At 70.8% G+C, this 26,248-nt stretch carries 19 protein-coding genes; 12 read left to right on the top strand and 7 right to left on the bottom strand.

Annotated elements, in window-relative coordinates; genetic code table 11:
• Window positions 1-101 precede the first annotated feature (101 nt).
• A complete protein-coding gene (locus ACN28I_RS03425; protein ID WP_420940726.1) occupies window positions 102-821 on the top strand; it encodes a methyltransferase family protein in 720 nt (239 codons plus the stop codon).
• On the opposite strand, the gene ACN28I_RS03420 is transcribed toward ACN28I_RS03425, so the two are convergent.
• Window positions 794-2,155: a hypothetical protein gene (locus ACN28I_RS03420; protein ID WP_420940725.1), complete on the bottom strand. Its 1,362-nt coding sequence runs from the start codon at window positions 2,153-2,155 to the stop codon at window positions 794-796. The two genes, ACN28I_RS03425 and ACN28I_RS03420, sit on opposite strands and share 28 nt — an antisense overlap.
• Before the next feature lies 1 nt (window position 2,156).
• A complete protein-coding gene (locus ACN28I_RS03415) occupies window positions 2,157-4,949 on the bottom strand; it encodes a TonB-dependent receptor domain-containing protein (protein WP_420940724.1) in 2,793 nt (930 codons plus the stop codon).
• Window positions 4,950-5,071: 122 nt separating this feature from the next.
• Between ACN28I_RS03415 and ACN28I_RS03410 the strand changes: the two genes are divergently transcribed.
• Both ACN28I_RS03410 and ACN28I_RS03405 read left to right on the top strand, forming a co-directional pair.
• Window positions 5,072-5,971 carry a 1,4-dihydroxy-2-naphthoyl-CoA synthase gene (locus tag ACN28I_RS03410; protein ID WP_420940723.1) on the top strand — a complete coding sequence of 300 codons (900 nt, stop codon included), beginning with the start codon at window positions 5,072-5,074 and terminating at the stop codon, window positions 5,969-5,971.
• Window positions 5,972-6,147: 176 nt separating this feature from the next.
• Window positions 6,148-6,558, top strand: a complete 411-nt coding sequence (locus ACN28I_RS03405) for a cupredoxin domain-containing protein (RefSeq protein ID WP_420940722.1) — start codon at window positions 6,148-6,150, stop codon at window positions 6,556-6,558.
• A 91-nt stretch (window positions 6,559-6,649) separates the two neighbouring features.
• Here ACN28I_RS03405 and ACN28I_RS03400 read toward each other — a convergent pair whose 3' ends face one another.
• Both ACN28I_RS03400 and ACN28I_RS03395 read right to left on the bottom strand, forming a co-directional pair.
• Window positions 6,650-8,050, bottom strand: coding sequence for a sigma-54-dependent transcriptional regulator (locus ACN28I_RS03400; RefSeq protein WP_420940721.1), 1,401 nt, complete (start codon window positions 8,048-8,050; stop codon window positions 6,650-6,652).
• Between the two features lie 3 nt (window positions 8,051-8,053).
• Window positions 8,054-9,499 (bottom strand): sensor histidine kinase, encoded by a 1,446-nt coding sequence (locus tag ACN28I_RS03395; RefSeq protein ID WP_420940720.1) that lies wholly within the window; start codon window positions 9,497-9,499, stop codon window positions 8,054-8,056.
• Window positions 9,500-9,944: 445 nt separating this feature from the next.
• Between ACN28I_RS03395 and ACN28I_RS03390 the strand changes: the two genes are divergently transcribed.
• The 4 genes from ACN28I_RS03390 to ACN28I_RS03375 are packed head-to-tail and all read left to right on the top strand — an operon-like array spanning window position 9,945 to window position 15,967.
• On the top strand, window positions 9,945-10,676 hold the full coding sequence (locus tag ACN28I_RS03390; RefSeq protein WP_420940719.1) for a TolC family protein: 732 nt from the start codon (window positions 9,945-9,947) through the stop codon (window positions 10,674-10,676).
• On the top strand, window positions 10,579-11,217 hold the full coding sequence (locus ACN28I_RS03385) for a TolC family protein (protein ID WP_420940718.1): 639 nt from the start codon (window positions 10,579-10,581) through the stop codon (window positions 11,215-11,217). Before ACN28I_RS03390 ends, ACN28I_RS03385 begins: the two co-directional genes overlap by 98 nt.
• A gap of 13 nt (window positions 11,218-11,230) precedes the next feature.
• Window positions 11,231-12,661, top strand: a complete 1,431-nt coding sequence (locus ACN28I_RS03380) for an efflux RND transporter periplasmic adaptor subunit (RefSeq protein WP_420940717.1) — start codon at window positions 11,231-11,233, stop codon at window positions 12,659-12,661.
• A gap of 3 nt (window positions 12,662-12,664) precedes the next feature.
• Window positions 12,665-15,967: an efflux RND transporter permease subunit gene (locus ACN28I_RS03375; protein WP_420940716.1), complete on the top strand. Its 3,303-nt coding sequence runs from the start codon at window positions 12,665-12,667 to the stop codon at window positions 15,965-15,967.
• Window positions 15,968-16,000: 33 nt separating this feature from the next.
• Here the strand turns inward: ACN28I_RS03375 and ACN28I_RS03370 are convergent, their stop codons facing one another.
• Window positions 16,001-16,573, bottom strand: coding sequence for a hypothetical protein (locus ACN28I_RS03370; protein WP_420940715.1), 573 nt, complete (start codon window positions 16,571-16,573; stop codon window positions 16,001-16,003).
• A gap of 226 nt (window positions 16,574-16,799) precedes the next feature.
• Here ACN28I_RS03370 and ACN28I_RS03365 point away from each other — a divergent pair, with 226 nt between their 5' ends.
• From ACN28I_RS03365 to ACN28I_RS03345, 5 genes are all read left to right on the top strand, one after another.
• The gene (locus ACN28I_RS03365) at window positions 16,800-17,549 is read left to right on the top strand and encodes a cache domain-containing protein (RefSeq protein ID WP_420940714.1); all 750 of its coding nucleotides are present in this window, start codon (window positions 16,800-16,802) and stop codon (window positions 17,547-17,549) included.
• Between the two features lie 76 nt (window positions 17,550-17,625).
• Complete coding sequence (locus ACN28I_RS03360; protein WP_420948557.1) at window positions 17,626-19,533, top strand: ATP-binding protein; 1,908 nt, start codon at window positions 17,626-17,628, stop codon at window positions 19,531-19,533.
• Window positions 19,534-19,644: 111 nt separating this feature from the next.
• A complete protein-coding gene (locus tag ACN28I_RS03355; RefSeq protein ID WP_420940713.1) occupies window positions 19,645-20,655 on the top strand; it encodes an SCO family protein in 1,011 nt (336 codons plus the stop codon).
• Between the two features lie 15 nt (window positions 20,656-20,670).
• Window positions 20,671-21,573 (top strand): c-type cytochrome, encoded by a 903-nt coding sequence (locus ACN28I_RS03350; protein WP_420940712.1) that lies wholly within the window; start codon window positions 20,671-20,673, stop codon window positions 21,571-21,573.
• Window positions 21,574-21,575: 2 nt separating this feature from the next.
• Window positions 21,576-23,348, top strand: coding sequence for a multicopper oxidase domain-containing protein (locus ACN28I_RS03345; protein WP_420940711.1), 1,773 nt, complete (start codon window positions 21,576-21,578; stop codon window positions 23,346-23,348).
• A 2-nt stretch (window positions 23,349-23,350) separates the two neighbouring features.
• Here the strand turns inward: ACN28I_RS03345 and ACN28I_RS03340 are convergent, their stop codons facing one another.
• A complete protein-coding gene (locus ACN28I_RS03340) occupies window positions 23,351-23,521 on the bottom strand; it encodes a hypothetical protein (RefSeq protein ID WP_420940710.1) in 171 nt (56 codons plus the stop codon).
• Window positions 23,439-26,195, bottom strand: coding sequence for a DUF6851 domain-containing protein (locus ACN28I_RS03335; RefSeq protein ID WP_420940709.1), 2,757 nt, complete (start codon window positions 26,193-26,195; stop codon window positions 23,439-23,441). The genes ACN28I_RS03340 and ACN28I_RS03335 overlap by 83 nt, the downstream gene beginning before the upstream one ends.
• Window positions 26,196-26,248 lie beyond the last annotated feature (53 nt).

Genomic DNA, 26,248 nt, shown 5'->3' with positions numbered 1-26,248 from the left:
GCTCTCTCCTCATCCGAGCGAGTCCACCTGAACCAATCTCATGGGCTCCCACACGTGGCGCCTCCTCGGACATGATGCACGCCTTCCCAGGAGAAGCCGTCATGCAGCAAAACCCCGCAATTCCGCCTGAGCTCGCCACCGAGAAGAAGAAGGCCCTGCCTCAGTCGTTGCTCGTCACCCTCAGCTTGATCGCCATGGGCGCGCTGCTCTTCGTCTCCGCGGGCCGGCTCGACTGGAAGGCCGGGTGGATCTTCGCGGGGCTGATCGTCTTCAGCCTCGCGGCCAATGCCTACGGCACGCGCGTGCTCAACCCCGTGTTGAACCAGGAGCGGTGGAAGGAGCGCGAGGACACCAAGCCCTTCGACAAGCTCATCACCCACACGTACCTCGCCATGCTGCTGACGATGACGGTGGTCGCGGGGCTCGACAACGGGCGCTACGGCTGGTCGGAGCTGCCCGCGTGGTGCATGCCCGTGGGCGTGCTGCTGCACGTGCTGGGGCAGCTCCCCATCCTCTGGTCCTTCGCCGCCAACCCGCACCTGGAGTCGACGGTGCGGATCCAGAAGGACCGCGACCACAAGGTCATCAGCACGGGCCCCTACCGCTTCGTGCGCCACCCCATGTACCTCGGGCTCCTGATGATGCTGGTGGCCTGGCCCCTCGTCTTCGGCTCGCTGTGGGCCTACGTGCCCGCGGTCATCGCCATGGCCGCGTTCATCACCCGCACCGCGCTCGAGGACCGCACCCTCCAGCGCGAGCTCCCCGGCTACACCGAGTACACCCAGAAGACCCGCTACCGCCTCGTGCCGGGCCTCTGGTAGCCCCTCACTCGAAGAGGGACACTTCCCGCAGGGACTCGAACTCGACGGGGCGGTTGCCCTCGGCGAGCACGCCCCGCAGCCGCACGTGGCGCACCGCCACCTCCGTGCGCAGCGCCCCCTCCAGGTAGAGGTTGCTCAGCAGGCTCACCTGGAGCTTCCGGATCGAGCGGATTGTCCGCGCCCCACGTCACCTCGCGGTAATCCCGGAAGGCCGCCCCGTCCCTGCCCTCGGCCAGCGCGGGGCGGACCACCTCGCCGAGCGGCAACCACCGCTCGCCGTCCTCGCTGCCCTCGATGATCAGCCGCTTGAGCGGATTCGACGTGGACGAGGACGTGGCCAGACCGCGGACGACGATGCGGGAAGGACGGCTCGGGGCCGCCAGCGTGAGGCTCAGCGTCTCCGGCCATCGGTTCACGGGCTGCGTGGCGGTCAGGGGGAGCTTCACCCGGGCGAGCTGCCCGTCGGTCCACGGGCACTCCGTGGCGCCCACGGGCCGGGGCTCGCACGAGGCTCCCCGGCTCGCGGGACGCAGGCCGGCGCCCGGCATGGGCAGGCGCTCGCCGCGCCACTCCAACCGGAACCCCACCGAGCTGTTCCTTCCCCCGAGCGGATTGAAGTTCCAGTCCCCCGTGCTCTGCGCGCGCACCATCACCTCGAGCCCCTCGAAGTCCTCACGCAGCCAGGGCGCCGCCGTCCAGGGCGAGCCCCCCACGTCCTGCTGCCAGAGGACCGTGCCGCCACCGTGGAGCAGCTGCACGACGGGCTTGGGTGTGGTGGGCAGGATGTCGAGCTGCTCACCCGTGTACGGGTTGACGGAGAAGCGCAGCGTGGCGGTGGGCGGAGTCTCCGGCGGGTGCGGCACGGGCGCGAAGGACACGGCGAGGTGGCCCTCGGGCCCCTCCCCCACCGCCAGATTCGCCGCCCACGGTTTCAGCGGGGGAAGCTCCACGTCCCCGTTCGATTCGAAGGAGAGGATGGTGGCGCGGCCCTCCTCCATCGGGGAGACGACGCGGAAACGGTAGGGGCGGTGGTCGTCATACTCCCCGGTCCGCACGCGATCGGAGGTGTCGCCCGCGAGCAGCTCCAGGGTGAAGGCCCCGTCCGCGCGCGAGGAGGCGGTGGTGTGCGGAGAGAAGTCCGGCGGGCTCACGGTGCGGCCGGTGAAGTCCCTCGGCGAAGGCGTCCGGTCGAAGGAGAGCGTGGCGCCGGAGACGGGCGAGCCGTCCGCGCGCGATACCTGCCCGTAGGCGTAGATCGGATCCTCCGGGTACAGCTCGCACCCGGCGGCGAGCAGCGCGGAGAGGGGGAGGAGGTGGCGGAAGCAGGGGCGCATGTCAGTAGGTCGCCTTCAGGCCGAGCATGGGAAGGATGATGGGAAGGGCCACCGGCTCGCGCTCGTGCACGCTCCTGCCGCCCGTCTCCTTCGGATCCGAGAAGCCGTAGAAGTAGCCGTAGACCTCCTGCTGGAGGGACACGTTGAGGATGTCCAGGTAGAGGTCCATCGTCAGGTCCTCCAGGGCCCAGCTCTTCGCGACGCGGAAGTCCACGCGGAAGAAGGGAGGCAGCCGCTCGGCGCTGTCCATGCCCCGGCGCACCCAGAGGGGATTGCCCGCCTCGTCGAAGCGCGCGGACATCGTCTTGGAGGTGACCTCCCCGGACTCGGGGCGGCCGGTGTTGAAGTGCACCACCGCGCCCAGGGTGATGTCCTTGCCGAGCTTGTAGCTGAGGGCGGCGTTGAGGACGTGCTCCTGCTCGAAGGCGAAGGGCAGCGTCCCCTGCGTCCAGTCCACCACGTTGCCCTCGGCGTCGAAGCGGGCGAAGCGCTGGCGGCGCTTGCTCTGCAGGAAGCTGTAGGACACCCAGCCGAACCAGTTGTTGCCGAGCGGGTGGCGCACCATCAACTCCGCGCCGTAGGCGTAGCCACTCTCGGCCGGGTCCAGGCCCGTCAGCCCGATGCGGCGGCGATCCAGGGCCACCTCGGTGAGATCGAACTCCACCGTGCGGCGCAGCGGGTTGTAGAAGGCGTCCACGTTCACCTCCCACCCGTCCGTGGGCTTCCACTCGGCGCCCACGTCCATCTGCAGGCCCTCCTGCAGCCCGTAGCGCAGACCCGAGGTGTCCAGCACGGGGAGGTGCATGAGCACCGTGGGCGGCTGGTGGAAGAGGCCCGCGCCGGCCTTGAGGGTGAGCGACTCGGAGAGGGCATGGCGCACCGCCAGCCGGGGCTCCAGCGCCAGGTGCGAGATGCCCGGCACCAGGTGGTAGGAGTCCGCGCGCAGGCCCGCCGACACCGTCCAGAGCGGCGAGGGCCGCCAGAGCAGTTGCGTCCAGGCCCCGCTGAAGGTGGCCAGGGACGAGGGCTTCTGGAAGGGATCGTCGTTCAGGCCGTCCTCGCGCTGGCCCGGCGCCAGCCCGGTGCCCCGGAGGATGACGGCCGCGCGCCGGTGCTCCACGTCCGCGCCCGCGCTGAGCTCCAGGAAGCGGGAGAAGCGTCGCTCCCACCGCGAGCGGGCCGCGAAGCTCATCTGGCGCAGGGTGTACTCGCCCACGCGCTCCAACTGGATGCCCTGGGGCCGCTGCACGGTGCTCTCGCCGATGAAACCGAAGTCATCCACGCCCCAGGTGAGGCCCAGCTCCCCCTCGCCCCCGGCCAGCGGATGCGTGCCGCGCAGGTCCACCCGGTGGAAGGTGGTGTGGACGCCGAAGCCCGTCAGGTAGGGCTTATGCGGGACGGGCGTGGAGCCGAAGTCATCGGAGCTGCCCAGGGCGAAGAGCCGCAGGCGTCCCTCGCCCAGCTTCTGCTCCACGCGCGCCTGGTAGTCCCAGAAGTTGGCCCGCCCGTCGTAATCGTCGGAGGCCGCGCCGTTGACCGCCTCCGCCAGGGGCACCATCACCAGCCCCGTGTAGCTCACCCGGCCCGCCACGCTGACGCTGGTGCCGGTGGAGGCGAAGGGGTACTCGACGAAGCCGCCGCTGTTGAGCAGGTCCGCGTAGACGGTGTAGTGCAGCCGGTCCTCGCGCGGGCGGCTGATGCGCCCCTCCACCGCGCCGCCCAGCAGCCTTCCGTATTGCGCCGGCGGCACGCCCGCGTGGAAGTCGATGGAGTCGATGAAGTCCGGGTGCACCACCGCGGGCCCGAGCAGCAGGTGGTACAGCATGGGGATGCGCACGCCATCCAGGAAGAAGCCGGTGGCCGCCGGCTGGCTGCCGCGCACCACCGGGTACGAGATGCCCGAGGCGAGGCTGCCCACGCCCGGCATCAGCATCACCACGCGGAACGGATCTCCCACGGTGCCGGGCACCTCGCGCAACTCCTGCTCGTGCAGGGTGATGCGGGACACCTCGGTGCGCTCGCGCTCGTCGCGCACCACCGTCTCGTAGGGGTTCACCACCAGGGGCTCCAGCCGGTAGAGCACCTCCAGCGTCTCGCCCGTGATGAGCACCTCCTCGAAGGTCGCCGGCGCATGACCGGGCGCGCGGATCTCCAGCTCGTGGCCTCCCGGGAGCGTCTTCAGGGAGAAGCGCCCGTCGGAGTCCGTGGTGGCCGCGGGGGTGGTGCTCCCGTCGAGGAAGAGGGCCGCGCCCACGATGGGACGCCGCGTGCCCCTGGCGCGCACCGTGCCCGCGAGGTGGCTCATCAAGGACTCGGGCAGGGGCGCCTCGAAGCGGTAGACGAAGGGCAGGCGCACCGAGACCGGCTGGCCCCCGAGCGTGGCGGGCGAGAAGCGCAGCCCCTTCGCCGCCGCCACGGCCGACGCCACCAGCGCCTTCTCCGAGGTGCCTCCCGTGACGTGCACCTCCGCCACCCCACCCTGCTCGTCCACGCGCAGCTCCAGCACCACCTTGCCGTCCACGCCCTCCAGGCCCTCGGGGTATGCCGCGGGCGACTCCTGCGTCAGCACGGGCGGGACCAGCGTGGCCTCGCCTCCGTCCGTGGCGAGCCCCAACCGCCGCGCGTCCTCGGCGGAGAGCGCGGTGCCCGCGTCGGTGGCATGCACGTCCACCTCCACGGCGCGCTGCTCGCCGGTGGTGGGAGGAAGGCCCTGGGCCGCTCCGGGCCCGGGGAACAGCAGCACGCCTCCGGCCAGGGCCAGGAGGAGCACGCAGGTGGGGAGACGAGAGACCATGACGCCGTCTCTACAACCATGTCCCGCCGGGCCCTGTCACCCCCCCCGCGCGGGCTCGGCCCTCGATTGACGCTCGGGGCGGGCGTCACTAGGGTCGCGGCCCCTTCCAGGGAGTAACGACAATGAAAGTTTCCGCCATCTTCAATCCCGCGCGCTGGCGCGAGGTGGAAGGCTTCAAGTTCGAGGACATCACGTACCACCGCTCGGTGGAGCACGGCACGGTGCGCATCGCCTTCCACCGGCCCGAGGTGCGCAACGCCTTCCGGCCCAAGACGGTGGACGAGCTCTACACCGCGTTGGATCACGCCCGCATGACGACGGACGTGGGCTGCGTGCTCATCACCGGCAACGGCCCCTCGCCGAAGGACGGCGGCTGGGCGTTCTGCTCGGGCGGAGATCAGCGCATCCGCGGCAAGGACGGCTACAAGTACGAGGGCGATGAGGCCCACAAGCCGGACGTGGGCCGCATGGGCCGGCTGCACATCCTCGAGGTGCAGCGCCTCATCCGCTTCATGCCGAAGATCGTCATCGCCGTGGTGCCCGGGTGGGCTGCGGGTGGCGGGCACAGCCTGCACGTGGTGTGCGACATGACGCTGGCCAGCAAGGAGCACGCGATGTTCAAGCAGACGGATCCGGACGTGGCCAGCTTCGACAGCGGCTACGGCTCGGCGCTGCTGGCGCGGCAGGTGGGCCAGAAGAAGGCGCGGGAGATCTTCTTCCTGGGCCTCGACTACACGGCGGACCAAGCGGCCGCCATGGGCGCGATCAATGCCTCGGTGCCGCACGAGCAGCTCGAGGACACGGCCCTGGAGTGGGCGCGGATCATCAACTCCAAGAGCCCCACGGCGATGCGCATGCTGAAGTACGGCTTCAACCTGCCCGACGACGGCCTGGTGGGCCAGCAGCTCTTCGCGGGTGAGGCCACGCGGCTCGCCTACGGCACCGAGGAGGCGCAGGAGGGCCGCGACGCCTTCCTGGAGAAGCGCGAGAAGAACTACAAGCGCTTCCCCTGGCACTACTAGAAGGCCGGGTGGAGCGCTCGCTGCTCCGCCTGCCCGCCAGGCCCGCGAGCGGGGCCGTGACCGGGCGGGTTACAGGGAAACCCGCCTGGGCACTCCAGCCGGGCAACCCAGCCCGCCAACCCCGCGAGAACAGGCGGTCCTCCCCCCCGGCACGCGTTGTGCTTTGGATGCGGGACATGAAGACGATCCTGATGGGAGCCGTTGCCGCCCTCGCCCTGGCCGTGGCCACCCCCGCGACCGCGTGTGACGAGCACGCCAAGAACGCGGGCACGTCCAAGGCCGCCTCCGCTCGCAAACCCGCCGCCCCGGCCGGCAAGAACGGCATGCGCACCGTGGAGGTCACGGTGACAACCAAGGGCTTCGAGCCCGCGGACGTGAAGGTGAAGGCGGGACACCCGGTCCGCCTCGTGGTCACCCGCAAGACGGACAAGACGTGCGCCAAGGAGATCATCCTGGATGACCTCGGCATCAACCAGCCGCTCCCCCTCGACACGCCGGTGACCGTGGAGTTCACCCCCAGCGAGTCGGGCACGCTGCGCTACGCCTGCGCCATGGACCACATCAGCGGGCTCGTCACCATCCAGTAGCCCGCCGTGCCGCGGCCCGTCTCCAGTCCCAAACATTCCCTCTCCCCTCGGGAGAGGGGAAATGGGCGCGGTTGTCAGCGCAGGTTCGGGCTCAGCGCGGCTTGAAGTCGTCGGAGCGGATGCTGTAGCGCTTCAGCAGCCGGTGCAGGCTCTCGCGCTCGATACCGGCATGCTCGGCGGCCCGGGTGACGTTGCCCTCGAAATCGCGCAGCAGCGCCGTGAGGTATTCGCGCGAGAAGCGATCCCGGGCCAGGTCGAGCGCGTCCCGGTACGGCAAGTGCTTCGCCGCCCCGCCCGGCAGCGCGCCCTCCTGACGATCGCGCACCTCCGGCGGCAGGTCGCGTTCCGTCACGTGGGGCCCGGTGGCCACCGCCACCGCTCGCATCAGGGCGTTCTCCAACTCCCGCACGTTCCCCGGCCACGGATAGCCCACGAGCACACGCAGCGCCTCCGGCGTCATCCCCTCCAGAGTGCGCCCCATCGCCTTGCAGTGCTTCTCGAGCAGGTGCGTGGCCAGCAGCGGAATGTCCTCCTTGCGCTCGCGCAGGGGCGGCAACTGCACCGGGAAGACATTGAGCCGGTAGAAGAGATCCTCCCGGAAGCGCCCTTGGGCCGCCGCGGCACGCAAGTCCCGGTGCGTGGCGGCCACCACCCGCACGTCCACCTGCACGGGCCGGGTCTCGCCCACGCGCCGGACCTCCTTCTCCTGCAGCACGCGCAGCAACTTCACCTGGGCGTTCAGCGGCAGATCCCCCACCTCATCCAGGAAGAGCGTTCCGCCGTGGGCCTCCTCGAAGAGGCCCGCCTTCGCCTGGGCCGCCCCCGTGAAGGCCCCCTTGCCGTGGCCGAACAGCTCGCTCTCCACGAGCTCCGCCGGCAGGGCCCCACAGTTGACGGCCACGAAGGGGCGCTCACGCCGGGCGCTGTTGAGGTGGACGGCACGCGCCGCCAACTCCTTGCCCGTGCCCGTCTCGCCCGTCAGCAGCACCGTGATGTCCAGGCGCGCCGCCTGCTCGATGAGCCGGTGCGCCTCCTGCATCGCCGCGCTGCGGCCCACGGCCCCGGTGAAGGAGAAGTTCGTGCCGGGGGATTCGTTTCCCATCACCTCCGCCTGCAGGCGCAGCCGCCGGCGCTCCATCGCCCGTGCGACCAACTCGACGGCGGTGTCCGGGAGGAAGGGCTTCTGGAGGTAATCGAAGGCCCCCGCCCGCATCGCCTCCACCGCATCCGGCACCGTGGCGAAGCCCGTCATCATCACCACCTCGGTGTCGGGGTAGCGGGACTTGACGGCGCGCAGCACCTCGAAGCCGTCCGCGCCCGGCATGCGGACGTCGGACACCACCACGTCGAACTCCTGCGCGGCCACCAGCGCCAGCGCCCGTGCCCCGTCCTCCGCGCACGTCACCTCATACGTGTCGCCCAGCAGCCGGGCGAACAGCTTGAGGATGTTCTCCTTGTCGTCCACCACCAGCACGCGTCCGCGCGTCTCCATGTCTCACGCCCTCTCCGGCGACGTGGCTGGCAGCCACATGGTGAAGTGTGCGCCGGGCCCCATCCCGGGGGCAGCCTCCAGGCTCCCCCCGTGCGCCTGCACGATGCTCTGGCTGATGGCCAGGCCCAGCCCCGTCCCGCTGGGCTTCGTAGTGAAGAAGGGCTCGAAGAGGCGCTCGCGCGCCGTGACGCTCAGGCCCGGGCCCGTGTCCTCCACGTGCACCTCCGCCCCCTTCTCCGTCTGCATCAGCCGCACCCGCACCCGCCCCTCGTCTCCGCACGCATCCACCGCGTTGAGCACCAGATTGAGCACCACCTGGCGCAGCTTCGTCAGGTGGCCCACCGTCCGCGCCTCGCCCTCGACCTCCACCCGCACGGCGCCCAGCCGCCCTCCCTGCCTCAGCCGCTCCACCACGTCCTCGCACAAGACGCGCAGATCCACCGGCTCCGGCTCGGCCTGCAACGGACGCGAGAGCGCGAGCAGCTCCTGGACGATGTCACGGCTCCGCACCGCCTCGTCCTCGATGACCTGGAGATCCTCGCGCAGGCTCCCCTCCGCCTTCTTCTTCATCATCCCCACATAGCCGAGGATGACGGTGAGCGGATTGTTGATCTCGTGGGCCACGCCCGCCGCCAGCCGGCCGATGCCCGCGAGCTTCTCGCTCTGCACCAGCCGCTCCTGATGCTCCCGCAGCGCCGCCGTCATGGCGTTGAACTGGCGGGCCAGCTCGCCGAACTCGTCGGGGGCCGCGATGTCGATGCGCGCATGCATGTCTCCCGCGGCCAGCCTCGCCGCGCCCTCACGCAGCCGCGCCACGGGCCGGGCCACGGAGCGGACGATGTAGACCCCCACGCCGATCGCCAGCAGCGGCGCGCCCACCAGGAAGAACAGCGTCCACTGAAAGGCGGAGCTCTGGAGCTCGCCCACGCGGGCCTCGGCCGCATCCACCGAGCGGTTGAAGTGGCTCACCAGCCGGTCCGTGCGCTCCTCCATCTGCGACACGAGTGACAGCGCCCGGCCATGCTCGCGATCCATGTCCGCTTTCCTTCCCGCCACCACCGCGGGCAGGAGTGCTTCACGGAAGAGCGTGTCCAAGGAGCGCTGTGCCCGCTCGATGTCCGCCACCCACGCCCGCTCCTCGGGGCCCAGGGACTGCGCCTTCATCTCCTCCGTCAGCCGGGTCACCCGGCGAGCAGCCGTCTCATAGAAGTGCAGGTGGCTGTCGTTGCCCAGGATGAGGGTGTGGGCCTGGTGCGCGTAGGTGTCCCGGATGGCGCTGGCCACCTCGAGCGCCGAGCGGACGGCATGCTGCCGCGCCTGCATCTCGACCATGCGGGAATGAATCTCCCGCATGTGCACGAGCACCAGGACGGATGACACCACGAAGAGGGAAACCAGGGCGGCGAGGGCCAGGCTGAGACGCCGGGCGGTTCCTGAGGGGACCTGCATCAATGAGTTCTCCTCCATCCGTACTACGCAAGCCGGGTGCCACCTGCCCTCCCCCAGCTTATGCCCCCGTTTCCCCCGGCGGATGTGATTCCCCGGGTTACACAGTGACTCCCCAGGCTGCTGTCGCGCTCCGTCTTCCGGGCCTGGAGCACGCCGCGCCCCGGGGATCGAGCCGCCCAGGCGGGACCCGGCTCGTGGCACACCCCCTGCACAACCCCTCCCCGTGCAACCCACTCACGCCCTCTTCCAGCCAGTCTCCACCGCAGGCGGGTGGCGCCTCACGCTCGGGCGCCTCGCGCTCGTGCTGGCGCTGTGCTCGCCCCTGGCGGCGCCCGCACAGGAGGAGCCTCGCACGCCTTCCCCACAGGCAGCCTCCGCTCCGGCACTGCCCACGGACCCAACGCTGACGCAGCTCCTCGCGGATGCCCTCGAGGGGCGCCCGGAGTTGCACCAGGCCAAGGCCCCGGTCCAGGCCGCCCGGGAGCGCGTGCCCCAGGCCAGTGCCCTGCCAGACCCGGTGCTGCAGGTGGGCATCCAGAACGACGGTTTCAACGGCCTCATGATTGGCGAGATGGAGGGCAGCTACTTCAGCATCATGGTCTCCCAGTCCCTGCCCTTCCCCGGCAAGCGCGCGCTGCGCACCGAGGTCGCGCGGCTCGGCGCCACGGCCGCGTCGGCTCAGCTGGCGCGGACGCGGCTGTCCATCGAGGCCGAGGTGCGCCGGGGCTACCTGGATCTGCTGCTGACGCGCGAGCGGCTGATGCTGCTGGAGCGGCTCCAGGCGCTCTGGAAGCAGTCCGCCGAGATGGCCCGCATCCGCTACGAGACGGGCGAGGGAGCCCAGTCCGACCTGCTGCGCGCCCAGCTCGAAGCTCAACCGGCTGCGCCAGCGTCAGATCTCCCTGCTCGCCGAGGAGCGCGTCCGGGTGCATACCCTCAACCGGCTGAGCGGCCGGCCCCTGGAGACGCCCCTGCCCACGACCACGCGCGTGCGCGACCTGGGCGTGCCCGAGCCCGGCGGCCTCGAAGCCGCGGAGAAGGACGCGCTCGAGCGCAGCCCCGAGCTGTCCCAGCAACGCGTGCTGGTGACGCAGGCCGGGCAGCAGGTGGCGCTGGCGCGCCGGGAGCGCCTGCCCGACTTCACCGTGAGCGCCGGGGTGATGCCGCGCGGCGGTGACTTCCCTCCCATGTGGCAGGCCAACGTCGGCGTCACCCTGCCCATCTTCTCCGGGAGCAAGCAGGACCGCGTGGTGGCCGAGCGCAGTGCCCAGGCCGAGGCCTCGGCTCGCGGAGCGGAGGCCCTGGAGCAGGTGCTGCGCCTCCGGGTACGGGAACGCCTCATCGCCCTCGCGGCGCTGCGCGACACGGCGGCCATCTACCGCGACGGCCTCTTGATGCAGTCGGCGGCGACCGCCGAGAGCACCCTGACGCAGTACCGGGTGGGACGCGCCTCGTTCGCCTCGGTGCTGGAGGCCAACACCGGCATCATCCGCGACGAGGAAGACTACCTGCGGACGCTCGTCGACGCGCAGCGCATCGCCATCGCCCAGGCCGAGGTGAGCCTGGAGCCCGTGGCCTCCTTGGGCGGCGTCGCCCAGGGCACGGGCAGCATGCCCGGTGCGGGGAGCACCCCGTCCGCTCCCGCGAGTGGCGCCGCCCCGGCCGGTGGCTCGCCGGGTGCCGCCTCCTCCTCTTCTTCCTCCATGTCAGGGATGTAGCCCTGGAGAACCCATGTCTCTCGAGACTCCCCCACTCCCTCCTTCGCCGCCTCCCGCGCGCCGCCGCTTCGGAGCCGCCGCGCTCGCCGCGACGGCGCTGGCCAGTGCCGCCCTCGGTGGCGGCGCCGTGCACCTGCTGGCGCACAAGGAGGCGCACGACGCCCACGCTCCGGCCGCCACCGCCAGCACCTCCCCGGCCGCCTCCGAGCCCGCGGCCACGAAGTACCAGTGCCCGATGCACCCGAGCATCGTGCAGGACCACCCGGGCAAGTGCCCCATCTGCGGCATGGACCTGGTGGCGATGACGCCCGCATCGGCCTCGCCCGGCGACCCGGGAGCCCCCGCGGTGGAGGGCCTGGCGCCCGTCACCATCGACCCCTCGCGCCAGCAGCTCATCGGCCTGCGCACCGCGCCGGTGACGGAGGGCAAGGTGGGGGGAACGTGGCGGACCAACGGTCGCGTGGCGATGGACGAGACCCGCGTGCGCCGCGTCACCCTGAAGGTGCCGGCCTTCGTCGAGCGCGTGTACGCGGACTTCACCGGCAAGCCGGTGCAGCGGGGCGAGCCACTCTTCTCCGTCTACAGCCCCGAGCTGCTCGCGGCCCAGGAGGAGTACCTGCTGGCCCTGCGCACCCGTCAGGCCCTGGGCCAGGCCGGTGGAATGGCCTCGGACGGCGACGCCCTGGTCTCGGCCGCCCGGCGCAAGCTGCAGTTGTGGGACGTGCCGGCGGCCACCCTCGAGCGGCTCGCCGAGACGGGCGAGGCCACCCGCTCCCTCACCCTGGTGTCGCCCATCTCCGGAGTCATCACCAAGAAGGACGTGGTGGAGGGCGCGCGCCTGGAGGTGGGCGCCACACCCTATGAGATCGTCGATCTGTCGCGCGTGTGGGTCCTCGCGGACGTGTACGAGAGCGAGCTGCGCCACGTGAAGGTGGGCATGCCCGCCACGATGCAGCTCAAGGCCTTCCCCAACCGGGTGTTCGCCGGGAAGGTGGCCTTCCTCGACCCGGTGCTGGATCCGGCCACGCGCACCGTCAAGGTTCGCCTGGAGTTCCCCAACCCCGACGGAGACCTGCGCCCCGAGATGTTCGGGGAGGTGGTGCTCCGGGGCACCACGCGCGAGGGGCTGAAGATTCCCTCCGACGCGATCGTCCCCACCGGCACCACCCAGGTCGTCTTCGTGGCGCTCGGCGAGGGCCGCTTCCAGCCTCGCGAGGTCCGTCTGGGCGAGTCGGATGGCAAGAGCGTGGAGGTGACGTCGGGCCTGAAGGCGGGAGATCAGGTCGTCACCGGCGCCAACTTCCTCGTGGACTCCGAATCGCGCCTGCGCGCCTCGCTGGCGGCGCTGGCGGCCTCCTCCTCGGCGAGTGCCCCCGCGGCTGCCCCCCCCGCTTCGCCCCCGGCGCAGACGCCCCCAGCCGCCTCCGGCCACGGAGGCCACTGAGCCATGATCCGAGCCATCATCCGCTTCTCGGCGGAGAACAAGTACCTGGTCATCGCGGCCACCATCGTGGCGCTCATCGGCGCCTGGTGGACCATGCGGAACACTCCGCTGGATGCGCTGCCGGACCTGTCCGACACCCAGGTCATCGTCTACGGGCGGTGGGACCGGAGCCCCGACATCGTCGAGGACCAGGTCACCTACCCCATCACCACCGCGCTGCTGGGCGCCCCGAAGGTCAAGGCGGTGCGTGGCTTCAGCGACTTCGGCTTCAGCTACGTGTACGTCATCTTCGAGGACGGCACGGACATGTACTGGGCGCGCACGCGCGTGCTCGAGTACCTGTCGAAGATCACGCCCCAGCTCCCGCCGGACGTGAAGGTGGAGCTGGGCCCGGACGCCACCAGCGTGGGCTGGGTGTTCCAGTACGCGCTGGTGGACAAGAGCGGCAAGCACCGGCTGGACGAGCTGCGCTCCTACCAGGATTGGTTCCTGCGCTATCAAATTCAAAGCGTGCCGGGCGTCTCCGAGGTGGCCACCGTGGGCGGACAGGTGCGCCAGTACCAGGTGACGGTCAACCCCAACACGCTGGCGAGCTACGGGCTGTCGCTGGACGCGGTGGTGCGCGCGGTGCGCCAGGGCAACAACGACGTGGGCGGACGGCTCGTGGAGGTGGCCGGGCGCGAGTACATGGTCCGCGGCCGGGGCTACGTAAAGAACGTGGAGGACATCGAGAAGCTCGTCCTCAAGTCCCAGGGCGGCACGCCCGTCACCATCAAGGACGTGGCCAGCGTGACGCTGGGCCCCGAGCTGCGCCGCGGCGTGGCCGATCTGGACGGCGAGGGAGACGTGGTGGGCGGCATCGTCGTCATGCGCCAGGGGGAGAACGCCCTCAACGTCATCGAGCGCATCAAGGCGAAGCTCGAGGAGCTCAAGCCCTCGCTGCCCGAGGGCGTGGAGGTCGTCACCACCTATGACCGCTCGGATCTCATCGAGCGCGCCATCGACACGGTGACGCACAAGCTGGTGGAGGAGATCATCATCGTCTCCCTCATCGTCCTCATCTTCCTGTGGCACATCCCGTCGGCCATCGTGCCCATCGTCACCATTCCGGTGTCCGTGGCGCTGGCCTTCATCCCCATGTACGCGATGGGGCTGAACGCCAACCTCATGTCGCTGGCCGGCATCGCCATCTCCATCGGCGTGCTCGTGGACGGCGCCATCGTCGAGGTGGAGAACGCGTACAACAAGATCCACCACTGGATCAAAGACGGGAAGAAGGGCGACTTCCACCAGGTGCGCCTGGAAGCGCTGATGGAGGTGGGGCCGGGCGTCTTCTTCAGCCTGCTCGTCATCGCCGTGGCCTTCATGCCCATCTTCACGCTGGTGGACCAGGAGGGCCGCCTCTTCCGCCCGCTCGCGTACTCGAAGAACCTGGCCATGGCCATCGCCGCGCTGCTGGCCATCACCCTGGACCCCGCCATGCGGATGCTCTTCGCCCGCGTGGAGCCCTTCCAGTTCCGCCCGAAACTCCTCGCGTCGGTGGCGACGCACGCCCTCGTGGGCAAGTACTACGCGGAGGAGCGGCACCCCATCAGCCGGCTGATGCACCGCATCTACGAGGGCCCCTGCCGCTTCGTCCTGCGCCATGCGAAGGCCACGCTGGCGGTGAGCGCGCTGCTGGTGGCCACCACCATCCCCGTGTACCTGCACCTGGGCAGCGAGTTCATGCCGCCGCTCAACGAGGGCACCATCCTCTACATGCCCTCGGCGGTGGAACCGGGCATGTCCGTCACCGAGGCGCAGCGCGTGCTGCAGGTGCAGGACAAGCTGCTCATGCAGTTCCCCGAGGTGGAGCGCGTCTTCGGCAAGGCGGGCCGTGCCAACACCTCCACGGACCCGGCCCCGTTCACCATGATGGAGACGACGGTGCTGCTGCGCCCCGAGTCCCAGTGGCGCGAGGTGCCGCGCTGGTACAGCGGTTGGGCTCCCGAGTGGTTGAAGCGCATGCTGCGTCCCTTCTGGCGCGACCGCATCACCCAGGCGGAGCTGGAGTCGAAGATGAACGCCGCGCTCCAGTTGCCGGGCATCTCCAACGCCTGGACCATGCCCATCAAGGGCCGGCTGGACATGCTGTCCACGGGTATCCGCACGCCCGTGGGCATCAAGATCATGGGCGCGGATCTGACCACCGTGGAGCGCATCGCCCGCGAGACGGAGGCCGCGGTGGCGAAGGTGGAGGGCACCCGCAGCGCCTTCGCCGAGCGCGTGGCGGGCGGCTACTTCCTCGACTTCGTCCTCAAGCGCGACGAACTCGCCCGCTACGGCCTGAGCGTGGACGACGCGAACATGATGGTGATGACGGCGGTGGGAGGCGACAACCAGTCCACCACCGTGGAGGGCCGCGAGCGCTACGGCATCAACGTGCGCTACGCCCGCGACTACCGCGAGGATCTCCAGTCCCTCAAGCGCGTGTTGCTGCCCCTTCCCAATGGCCAGGGCCAGATTCCCATGGAGGCCATCGCGGACGTGGTGTTCGCCCACGGCCCCTCGATGATCCGCAACGAGAACGGCATGCTCACCGGCTACGTCTACGTGGACTTCGACACGTCCAAGTACGACGTGGGCGGCTTCGTGGATCGCGCCAAGGAGGCGGTGGCCGCGAGCGTGAAGGTGCCCACCGGCTACTCCATGACGTGGAGCGGGCAGTACGAGAACATGCTGCGCGTCCGGGAGCGGCTGAAGCTCGTCATCCCGCTCACGCTCGTGCTCATCTTCGGGCTGCTGTACATGAACACGAAGTCGGCCTTCAAGGCGGGCCTCGTGATGCTGGCGGTGCCCTTCTCCGCCATCGGCGCGGTGTGGCTGCTCTGGGCGCTCGACTACAACGTCTCCATCGCGGTGTGGGTGGGCATGATTGCCTTGATGGGCCTGGACGCCGAGACCGGCGCCTTCATGCTGCTCTTCCTCGACCTGTCCCACGATGAGGCGAAGCAGCGCGGGATGCTGCGCACCGAGGGGGACCTGGAGGAGGCCATCATCCACGGGGCCGTGAAGCGCGTGCGGCCCAAGGCGATGACTGTCATGGCGGCGATGCTGGGCCTGCTCCCCATCATGTGGTCCACCGGAACGGGCGCGGACGTCATGAAACGCATCGCCGCGCCCATGGTGGGCGGCCTGGCCACCAGCTTCCTGCTGGAGCTGCTCGTCTATCCGGCGGTGTACTTCCTGTGGAAGCGCCGCGAGGTGGTGCCCGGTCCAGCCACTCCCGAGCCCAGCGGCGCCAGCACGGCCCCGGTCCCCGCCTGACGCTGGGAAACACCGGCACCCGGCCCCGGGCCCTCAGGGCGCGGAGGCCGGGAGGCCCAGCTCCACCGAGGCCGTGCCGGTCCGCCCGCACGGGTCCATCGCCTCGACCTGGAGGCGGCGCCGCTCGCCCAGGTTCCAGTTCCACACGACGACGAGGAAGCCCGAGACGTTCACGGAGCCCCCCTCCCCGGGCAGGAAGCGATCCGGCCGGCTCACCAGCATCTCGTCGCTCCCGATGGGATCGGCGGCGGTGCATTCCCCGTCCGAGAAGCAACGCAGGCGTTCGGCCTCGAACTTGATCTGCATCCCGGGGAATCCGGCGGCGGGGTTGGCCACCGACACGCCGAGGATCAGATGCGTGCCGCCTTGCGGCCCGTGGTAGAGCACCGGCTCCTGGCCCGGCGCCAACGGGGTGAAGCTCGTTCCATCTCCCTCGCCCAGCGTCAGCTCCAGGGGCCCCGTCAGCTTGCAGTCCGGGTCCCGCTCGATCGTCCCATAACCGTCATACACATACGTGCCCCCATTGTAGGGCTCGGGCTCGGGGCAACCCGTCACCAGGCCCGCCAGGACGAGCGCCACCCCCGCATTCCTTCGCGACTGTTTCATGCCACCTCTCCTGTAGAGCGGCGCAGCGTACTCCCGTGACAGCGCCTTCCGGAGGGTAGGACAGACATCAAAGGTTCCGTGTCCGCGCCGGAAGTTTGCAGCCTGGGTGGTGGAGGGAACACATCCCTCGTACCGGGGGAGTGGACAGCGGAGGGGCGGAGCCACACCTTGCTCAAACTCTGAGAATCAACCTCTCTCACAAGGAAGTCAGCGCCCCAGAGCGGACATGCTTCACCTGCGGATCCACGCCAAGCTACTGGTCGCGTTCATCATCGTGCTGCTGCCGGTGCTGGGGTTGCTGCTCGTGGACCTGCTGTCCGACCTGGAGAGGACTCAAGAGGACATCCTCCACGTTCAATTCATGACGGCCCAGGCCGTGGCCGGTCAGGCCTCCGAGACGTTGGATGCCGCCGTCAGTTTTGGCTGGGCCGTATCCAAGGATCCGCTGCTACGAACCCTGGACCCGCGCCTGTTGGATGCGCACCTGAAGGAGCTGGCCTCACAGAGTCCGCTCTATGACTCCGTGGCCGTCTTCGATGCCACCGGCCTCAACCGAGGCTGGAGCAATCCCACCAGCCCCGACGAGCCCCGGCTCTCGATTGGAGATCGCCCGTACTTCCAGCAGGTGATGGCCACCAACGCGCCGGTCATCTCCGAGGTGCTCGAGTTGCGGCGGCCCATCCGCACGGGCCTGCTCGTGAGCATGCCCGTCCGAGGGCCGGACGGGCAGCCGATCGCCGTCTTCAACGTGGTGATGCGGACGGATCTGCTGGAGCAGCGTTACGCGGGTGCACGGTTCCAACCGGGGCAGGCCCTCTTCCTGGCCGACCACAACGGCCGGCTGGCCTTCTACACCGGCCATCCCGAGCTTCTCCTTCGAGGAGAGCAACGCCTTCGCCCACTTCGAGCCGCTCCAGGCGGCCCTGCGCGGCACGCCCTCGCGAATCGCCCGGTTCACCAGTCCACTCCAGGGTGATGAGCGCCTGGGGGCCTTCGTCCCGGTGCCTCGCTACCCCTGGGCCGTGGGCGTGACGATTCCCTCCGATATCGCCATGGCGCCGCTCTACGAGCGGGCGCGCACGAGGCTCGCGGCCTTCGCGGGCATCCTGCTGCTCAACATCCTCCTGGCGGCCGTGCTGGCGCGCTTCTACACCCGTCCGGTGCGGCAGCTTCGGGACGCCTCCCAGGCCCTGGGGCACGGAGAAATGGAGCGGCGCGTCCACATCTCCACGGGCGATGAGCTGGAGGAGCTCGGCACCTCCTTCAACGAGATGGCGTCCCGGCTCGCCCGGCGCCAGGTGGAGGTGGATGCCCTGCGCGCGCAGGCCGAGCACCAGGCCCAGCAGCTCGCCGCCATCATCGCCAGCGTGCCGGATGCCATCTTCCTCACCGGTCCGGATGGACACCTGGTGGACGCCAACCCCGCGGGCCTCCGGCTGCTCGGGCTCGAGGAACGCGCGGCGCTGGGCGGCTCGGCACCGGGCGCCCTGCTGCTCCAGGACATGCGGCATCCGGACGGACGCCCCATGGCGCCCGGGGAGCTGCCCATCCGCCGCGCCCTGGCCGGAGAGACGTTCACCGACGTGGAGGTGCTCCTGCGCGGCCAGGATGGCCAGGAGCGCCTGCTCAGCGTCCACGGCGCCCCGGTGCGGGATGCCTCCGGCCAGCTCATCTTCGGCGAGGTGGTGGTGCGCGACATCACCCGGCGCCGGCGCGAGGAGGAGGAGCTGGCGTGGATGTTCGAGCGGGAGCTGGCCCTGGCGCGCATCGGACAGGCGCTCGTCAGTGAGGTGGAGCTGGAGCGGATCGCCCGCGTGGTCATCGAGCAGTGCCTCCATGCGCTGGGGGCGGACGGCATCGGGCTGTGGCTGGCGGACACGGAACGCCAGGAGCTGGCGCTGCTCACCTCCCACCAGCTGACGGCGGCGGCGGAGGAAGGACTGCGCCGGGTGCCATTCAACGCGCCCCTGCTCACCGCGAAGGCCGCCCGGGAGGAGCGCATCCAGGTGGTCGCGGACGTGCTGGAGGGAGGCGCCCCCACGCGCTCGGGGTGGCTGGCCCGCGAGGGAGGGTACCGGGGCATGGTGGCGGTGCCGCTGCACTCCCACGAGCGGCTGGTCGGGGTCATGTCCTACTTCACCCATGAGCCCCGTCCCGTCTCCTCGCGAGCGCTGGAGTTCCACGCCATGGTGGGCCGGCTGTTCGCGGTGGCCATCGAGAAGGCCCGGCTGTTCCAGGAGCTGCGCGCGGCCCTGCGGTTGCGCGAGGAGTTCATGTCGGCGGCGGCCCATGAGTTGAAGACGCCGGTGACGTCCATCCAGACGTGGGCGGAGCTGCTGCTCAACCTGGAGGTGCTCACGCCGCGCCAGCAGAAGGGGCTCACCACCATCGCGAGGAACACGCGGCGGATCTCCCGGCTGGTGGAGCACCTGTTCGCGGCCGTGCGGATGGCGCCGGGGCCGCCGAAGCTGGAGCGCCAGCGGTTCGATCTGCACGCGCTGGTGAGGGAGCAGGCGGAGAAGTTCGCCCGGACGACGGAGAATCCCATCCGCATCGACGCCCGGGAGGAGCTCTTCATCCACGCCGAGCGCCAGTTGCTGGGCGAGGTGGTGGCCCACCTGCTGGAGAACGCCGTGCGCTATTCGCCTCCGGGCGGGCCGGTGGAGCTCCGGGTGCGGCGCGTCGGCGGCGAGGCGGTGGTGTCGGTGCATGACCAGGGCCCGGGGATTCCACCGGAGCGCCAGCCACACGTCTTCGAGCCCCTCTATGAGCCGTTGCCTCCAGGGGCTCCGGGCTACACGGGGGTGGTGTACCTGGGGCTGCACCTGGGCCGGCAGATCATCGAGGCCCATGGAGGCCGCATCTGGCTGGAGAGCCACCCGGGCGAGGGCTCCACGTTCTGCTTCAGCCTGCCGCTCAACCCCGCCCCGGCCGAGGAGGACTCCCACACGTATAGCTGAGCCCCTTCGCGCGAAATCCGACAGGAGCCTCATCCTCCGGGGCACCTCGCCGTCAGGGCCCCGCCCCCTTAACTCAGCCCCTTGGCTGCTGCCCGGCCGGGGAGGAGCGAGATGGGAGGACGAACTGTCCACGGAACGAAGGGATGGGCTCGGCGGCTGCTGCCCGCGCTGGCCGTCGTGGTGCTCGCGGCGGGTTGCCGCAAGGATCGGGGCGAGGACTTCGCGGTAGAGCCCGTGCGGCCCGCTCCGGCCCTGGAAGCGCCCCGGGCCTCGGGCGGCGTGTTCCGGCTGAGCGAGCAACGGGGCAAGGTGGTGGTGCTGTCCTTCGGCTACACGGCCTGCCCGGACGTGTGCCCCACCACCCTGTCGCAGCTCCAGCGCCTCCACAGCCGGCTGGGAGAGGCCGCGCGGGACGTGGAAGTCGTCTTCGTCTCCGTGGACCCCGAGCGTGACAGCGCGCAGCAGCTCGAGACGTACGTGCACGCCTTCAACCCGCGCTTCACGGGCCTGCGCCTGGACGCGGAGGCGCTCGCGCCGATGCTGTCCGCCTGGCGCGTCACCGCCACCCGCCGCTACCCAGACGCCGCGCGCTACCGCGAGCACACCTTCACCGGAGACATGCCCTACACCGTCGACCACACCGGAGCCTTCTTCCTCGTGGACAAGGCAGGCGCGTTGCGCGCGCGCATGCCGTACACCGTGTCCGTCGAGCGGTTGCAGCAGGAAGTCGAGCGTCTCCTGAAGGAGGACGGAGCGGCCGGGGTGCGGGTGGAGAAGGCCCGCGCGCGGCTGACACCGGCTCGGGTCGGAGCCGTCTATCTCACGCTGGTGAATACGAGCGGGCGGGAGGATCGGCTCATCGGCGCCGAGTCCGCCACCGCCGGGAAGGTGGAGCTGCACGAAGTCATCGCGCAGGGAGAGTTGCTGCAGATGCACCCGAGGCCCGAGGGCTTCGTGGTGCCCGCGAAGGGCCGCGTCGATTTAGCCCCGGGCGGTAAGCACCTCATGCTGTATGCCGTCCAGGCCTCGCCCGCGAGCCTCCCGCTCACCCTGCACTTCGAGAAGGCGGGCACCGTCCACCTCACCGTCCCCGTCTCCGCACCGGGCGCGGACGAGCCGTAGCCACACGGGGCCACCATGCATCCCCCCTCGGAGAGCAGCGCCCGGCAGCACCGCCGCACAGGCACGAGGTGGGTGGCGTGTGGGCTCGCGCTGCTGGCCACGCTCGCCGGAGGCGCGCTCGCGCTCCAGACCTGGGCCGTCCAGCCACGGAGGGAAGTCGAGCAGAATGGGCTCCGGCTGCGCCTGGAGCGGGCCGTGTGGCTGCACGAGCCGACGGACCATGGCGACACGGCGACCCTGCCCGCCCTGCCCGGAGCACCGGCCCCCGGACAGCGACGCCTCACCGTGGAGCTCACCGTCTTCAACCCTCGGAGCGTCCCGGGGGACTTCACCGCGGGGGAGCTGCTGCTCACCGACACCCAGACGGGGACGGAGTGGCGGGCCTCGGTGGGGGGCGCCGCCGCGTTCACCGTGCGGCCCTCGGAGCTGCTGTCCGTGACGGTGGGCTTCGACGTACCGCTCACCTCCTCCGCCCTGCGCCTGGAGTGGGCGCGCGGCACGGAGCGCACCACCCTGCTCTCCACCCGGCGTCCCCGGAGCCCCGGCGAGGGCCCTCCCGGCTGGCCCCGGCGCGTGGAGGAGCTTCCCCCGGGCAATGCCGCCGCGGGCTCGGCCCTCTTCCATGGCCGGCTCGCCTGCACCGCCTGTCATGGAGATCCCGCGGTGCCGGGCGGCCGCCGCATCGGACCGGCGCTGGCCAACTTCTCCCGGGTGGGCGCCACGCGGGTCTCGGGCATGAGCGCGGCGCAGTACGCCTATGAGTCCCTGCTCAACCCGGGGGCCGTCATCGCTCCCGAGTGCGCCGGTCCGGGGCCCTGTGGGCAGCTCAGCACCATGCCCCTGTATGGCGAGACGCTGTCACCGCAGGAGATGGCGGATCTCATCAGCTACCTCGTGAACCTGCGGACCGGGGAGTGATCATGGCACGCAAAGGGTGGGTGATCGCCGTCCTCCTCACGCTCGGCCTGATTGGCTGGGAGGTGGGCCTGCTGTGGCTGCTCTCGGGAGGCTTCGGCCCGCCAGCGGAGGCGTTGATCTCCCGGCTCGCCTGGGACGCGGCGCTCCTGTTGCCCGTGGGATTGGCGGCCGTGGGCTGCGCGCATTGGCTCTCCCGGCGCGGAGGCCAGACCCGGACGACGGTGGAGCAGGCCGCCACGCTCTCCTTGTGCTTCCTCCTGCTGCTGGTTCCCGTGGCCACCGGGCGGGGCCTCGTGCAGCGTCAGCTCGCGCGCACGCCCCCTCCGGCGGCGCCCGAGGGACAGCCCGTGTCCGCGACGGCCCAGGATGTGGGCGACGAGGGCCGCTTCCTCTGCGCGGCGGTCGCGCCGGACGTCTCCGATACGCCCGAGGAGCTCTCGCTGGCGGAGGCCGCGTGGGCCGGAGTGCGGGATGCGCTGGTGCTCCAGGTGCCCGTCTTCCCCTTGGGGTTGCTGCTGCTGCGCCGCCGCTCGAGGCCCGCTGCGTCCGGCGCGCGAGCCGTCGCGTCACCGCTCGCGCTGCTGATCATGCTGGGAGCCTCGTGCGTCTGGGAGTCGGATGGAGGGCGCCCCGCGGCTGGCGTGTCCGGCCTCCCCGGGAACGAGACCGGCTGTGCACCCGGGGCTCGCATGAGGACGTACGCCGTGGCGGCCGTCGCCGTGGACATCCCGCTCAATCCCCACGGGGATCATGTGCCCCAGGGGCTCATGTACCTCCTCGAGGAGGACCTGCCGGTGCTCCAGGAGCGGAAGCACGTGCCCGAGCCGCTGGTGCTGCGAGCCAATGCCGGTGAGTGCCTCGTGCTCCGCTTCACCAACCGGCTGGCCACGGAGCCCGCGGCCCTGCGCATCGAGGGCCTGCGCGCCACCGTGAGGGGCGCGGGCCAGGAGGGAGGCTTCGTCCCCGGCACGTCCGTCCCGCCCGGACAGAGCCTCACGTACGTCCTCGCGCTGCCCGAGGCGCCGGAGGTGGAGGGCGCCTATCTCCTGCACGACTCGGCGGACGGCGGCGGGCGGGAGGCACGAGGGCTCTTCGGAGCCCTGCTGGTGGAGCCTGCGGGCTCCGTGTACCGCAGCGCCGCGACGGGCGAGCCGCTGCGGAACGGCAGTGGCTGGGAGGCGCTCATCGACGTGCCCACGGGCCAGGACTTCCGGGAGATGGCGCTGCTGTACCACGCCATGGGCCCGCCGGAGGTGGCGGACGTGCGCTCGGCCCGAGGCGAGCCCCTGCCCTTGCAGGACGAGATGGCGGGCCCCTTCCGGCCCGGTGCCTTCGGCCTCAACTACCGCAGCCAGCCCTACTTCGAGCGGGACGAGGCCGAGGAGGACGAGGAGGACGCACGCCCCGCCGCCCCCAAGCGGGTGGCGCCACCGCTGCAACTGCGCTCGTACCTGGGAGAGCCCATCAAGCTGCGCGTGGTGCACGCGGGGAACGCGGAGTTCCACGTCCACCACCTGCACGGGTGGCGCCGGGGCCAGCGGGCGACCCAGGCCCCCACTTCTGGTTTCGAGGCCCCCCACCTGCTGAGCCCGGGGAGTAGCCTCACCCTCACCAACGCGGGGGCGGGAGACTTTCCCACGGCGGCTGGGGACTTCGTCGTGCACTGCCACATGCCCAACCACTCCGCGGGCGGTGAGCAGTTCACCTGGCGCGTGTTCGACGCGCCCCAGCCGCACCTCGCACCTTTGCCCGGGAGCCCGGGGACGGCGGACTGACTTCAGGGCACGGCGGTGCCGTCGAAGAACGTCCTGGCACGCGCGATGGCGGCCAGGCCCACCTTGTTGCCCAGCTCGCGGCCCACCAGATCATCCGGCTCGATGTGGATGCCGCCCCACAGCCGTGATTGCCCCGCCTGATCCGCCGCGTCGTAGTAAGTCGCCCACTGCAACCGGATGTCCGTCGACGGGCCCAGCTCGAACGTCAGGTAGGCGTTCCGCCCCGCCACGAACTCTCCCAGTCCTCCCGGGAAGTACGCGCTGCCCGTCAGGCTCGCCATGACCTCCGCCGCCGAGCGGCTGAAGGTGCTGTGTCCGGAGATGAAGCCGGGGAAGGCCGGCGTCACGAAGGTGCGCAGTTGGTACGGAATCCACTCGACGGCGCGCACCCAGCCAGAACCGCCCACCTCGGTCTTCCGGTCTCCCGGCTCGCCCCGCCACGCGTGCACCACCACCTGTCCCTGGAAGCGCGACAGGTGCGCGTGCCGCTGTCCCGGTGCCGAGCTTCTCCGCTGTCACCACCTCGATGAGCCCCGGCACCAGCGGCAGTCCGTCGACGTGGTAGGACGGGCCCGAGGGCTCCGACGACTGGCCCAGCCCGCCCATGTATCGCACCAGGGAGATGGGCCGGACCGTCACGAACTCGCGTTTGATCTCCCACGCGGTGATGGCGGCGTCGTGCACCGCGCCGTTGAGCGCGAGGTACACCTTCACGTCCCACTCGAGCGCATCCAGCACCGCCCCGGTGCCGAAAAGGCGGCGGCTGAAGCCGGGCGAGTCCGCCACCTGGTTGGCCAGCACGTTCCAGTGCCCCGGCGGCGTCTCCGATTTGGGACCATCCGCCCAGAACTCCGCCAGCACCCGGCCGAAGTCCCCGTGCTTCACCCATTGCGGCGAGTACGGAGTGCCGGTGACCGGATTGACGGGATGACCCGTGCCGTCGTTGGCACCGAGGCTGTTGTTGCCGGTGCTGGCCGGGGACAGATCGATGAGTGCGTCACTGCCGAGCAGGCTCGACTTGCGGAGGACGTCCACCACGAAGCCGCGCACCTCGGCGCCGAAGGACGGAGCCGGGCCGGGGTCGTGGTACAGCCCGCCGCCCTCGGGACGGACCATGGCGAAGGGCGTGACGTTCCTCCAGTGCGCGCCGATGTAGCCCTGCACGCCCGCGGAGGTGTTGATGCCGTTCTGGGTGACGGACACCGCCAGGTTCAGCGGCTGCCAGAGCGCGGGATTCACCAGCGCCGCGCCCACGTCATCCACCACCAGGGGAGCGTTGACGAAGGAGAAGCCCGTGGTGTCCGCATAGTCGTTCTGCTCGTTGGCGCCGTCGGTGGCCCCGAAGGCGATGATGGCCTGGGCGATGCGGTTGCCCAGCGCGCGCGGGCCGTCCCCCGAGGAGGCCGTGTCGTCCGGGTCGTAACCCAGCTCGAGCATGAAGGCCTTGAAGCACGCCGCCGACGTCTTGCCTCCAATCGCCGGAGTGTAGCGGTGCGCCAGCACGCGATAGGCCGCGTAGCTGATGGCCTCTTCACGCGCCCGCGCCACGTCCGTGGCCGAGTGCTTCTCGCGCACGAAGGTGCCATCCGCCGTCGCGTCGTACGCCGCCCACGCGTCCCACATGGCCGCGGACACGTGGTACAGGTTTCGCGCGTGCACGGTGGGGCGCGGAATGTCCCGCCGGATGGCGCCCATGAGCTGCTCGTTCCACCGCCTCGCGATGGAGCCCGTGGGCCGGGGATCCACCTGCTCGGCCGGGCACGTGGCCGCGGGCGGGTTGCCGGGAGCCACCGGAGCCGGAGCCTCGGGCACCGGACGGCCGAAGTGACCGAGCGCCCCGCCATCGAGCCGGGTGGACTGGACGTTGCCGCCCACGGTCCACATGCCGCCCTCCGCGTCCAGCCAGACGCCTTGCAGGTACTGGACTCGGAGATCCATCCGGTGATCCACCAACCGCCACGCCCCCTTCTCGCGGAGGAACACCTGTCCATTCTGGCCCACGGCGTAGCCGGTCCCGTCCGCGGCGATGGCCACGTCCTGGAGGAGCTGACACCCCAGCGGGGTCCTGTCCTCGAGCTGGCCGGAGGCGTTCAGCTCCAGGAGTCTGCATCCGCCGCCCGTCCGGCCGCCCACCACCACGACCGTGTCGCCCGCACCGTGCACCGAGACGAAGCGGTCCGTGGTGCCGGTGGGGAGCACCTCGAAGGGCCCACCGTCGCGCGAGCGGAGCACCACGCCCTGGGCGCCCACCACGTAGACCTCGCCCTTCGCATTGCCCCAGACCTTGAAGAAGGGCCAGAGGTCGCCGTCCGCGGTGCGCGGTAGCTGCTCCTGGGGAAGCGCCAGCTCACGCCAGGCCGTGCCGTCGTAGTGCCACACGAAGCCCGCGCGGCCGGGCCCGCTGCCCACCGCGTAGACATCATCCGGCCGCGAGCCCCAGATGCTGTAGACCGTCTGGCGCGCGAGCCCCGGAGCCGGCATGCGGATAAACCGGCCCTCCTCGACGCGCAGGAGGGTGGCATTGGAGCCGCCCATCATCACCTGCCCGCCGGGCAAGGCGTGCACCGTCCACAGATCGAGGCGCAGCCCGGTGTCCATCGCCGCCCAGCGCTCGCCATCGAAGTGGAGCACGGCCGGGCCGCTGCCACGATCCAGACCCACCGCGTAGACGTCGCGAGGGCCCGTGCCTCCCACCGACAGCAGGGCCTCGGGCCTTCCGGAGGCCACGAGCGTCCAGCTTCCCGGCTCGGGATCGGGTGGCTTCTCACAAGCGCCGAGCAGCGCGGTGAGCAGCACCAGCAACGGCACCTTCCAGCACGCAACCAGGGTCCGGATCGGATGGGTCATGGCTTCCCCTCATCGTCCGGACAGCACCTCGCCCCCCACGCTGCACCTGCACG

The organism is Archangium gephyra, from assembly GCF_049060025.1.
In the GTDB taxonomy this organism is placed as follows: domain Bacteria; phylum Myxococcota; class Myxococcia; order Myxococcales; family Myxococcaceae; genus Archangium; species Archangium gephyra_A.
Note: the sequence above shows the minus strand (reverse complement) of the source record. Positions and strands in the feature narration are given on the sequence as shown.

Bases quoted from the DNA above. Each gene is read 5' to 3' on its own strand.
- ACN28I_RS03425 (WP_420940726.1), top strand. From the start codon at position 102: ATGCAGCAAAACCCCGCAATTCCGCCTGAGCTCGCCACCGAGAAGAAG.
- ACN28I_RS03420 (WP_420940725.1), bottom strand. From the start codon at position 2,155: ATGCGCCCCTGCTTCCGCCACCTCCTCCCCCTCTCCGCGCTGCTCGCC.
- ACN28I_RS03415 (WP_420940724.1), bottom strand. From the start codon at position 4,949: ATGGTCTCTCGTCTCCCCACCTGCGTGCTCCTCCTGGCCCTGGCCGGA.
- ACN28I_RS03410 (WP_420940723.1), top strand. From the start codon at position 5,072: ATGAAAGTTTCCGCCATCTTCAATCCCGCGCGCTGGCGCGAGGTGGAA.
- ACN28I_RS03405 (WP_420940722.1), top strand. From the start codon at position 6,148: ATGAAGACGATCCTGATGGGAGCCGTTGCCGCCCTCGCCCTGGCCGTG.
- ACN28I_RS03400 (WP_420940721.1), bottom strand. From the start codon at position 8,050: ATGGAGACGCGCGGACGCGTGCTGGTGGTGGACGACAAGGAGAACATC.
- ACN28I_RS03395 (WP_420940720.1), bottom strand. From the start codon at position 9,499: ATGCAGGTCCCCTCAGGAACCGCCCGGCGTCTCAGCCTGGCCCTCGCC.
- ACN28I_RS03380 (WP_420940717.1), top strand. From the start codon at position 11,231: ATGTCTCTCGAGACTCCCCCACTCCCTCCTTCGCCGCCTCCCGCGCGC.
- ACN28I_RS03375 (WP_420940716.1), top strand. From the start codon at position 12,665: ATGATCCGAGCCATCATCCGCTTCTCGGCGGAGAACAAGTACCTGGTC.
- ACN28I_RS03370 (WP_420940715.1), bottom strand. From the start codon at position 16,573: ATGAAACAGTCGCGAAGGAATGCGGGGGTGGCGCTCGTCCTGGCGGGC.
- ACN28I_RS03365 (WP_420940714.1), top strand. From the start codon at position 16,800: ATGCTTCACCTGCGGATCCACGCCAAGCTACTGGTCGCGTTCATCATC.
- ACN28I_RS03360 (WP_420948557.1), top strand. From the start codon at position 17,626: ATGGCGCCGCTCTACGAGCGGGCGCGCACGAGGCTCGCGGCCTTCGCG.
- ACN28I_RS03355 (WP_420940713.1), top strand. From the start codon at position 19,645: ATGGGAGGACGAACTGTCCACGGAACGAAGGGATGGGCTCGGCGGCTG.
- ACN28I_RS03350 (WP_420940712.1), top strand. From the start codon at position 20,671: ATGCATCCCCCCTCGGAGAGCAGCGCCCGGCAGCACCGCCGCACAGGC.
- ACN28I_RS03345 (WP_420940711.1), top strand. From the start codon at position 21,576: ATGGCACGCAAAGGGTGGGTGATCGCCGTCCTCCTCACGCTCGGCCTG.
- ACN28I_RS03335 (WP_420940709.1), bottom strand. From the start codon at position 26,195: ATGACCCATCCGATCCGGACCCTGGTTGCGTGCTGGAAGGTGCCGTTG.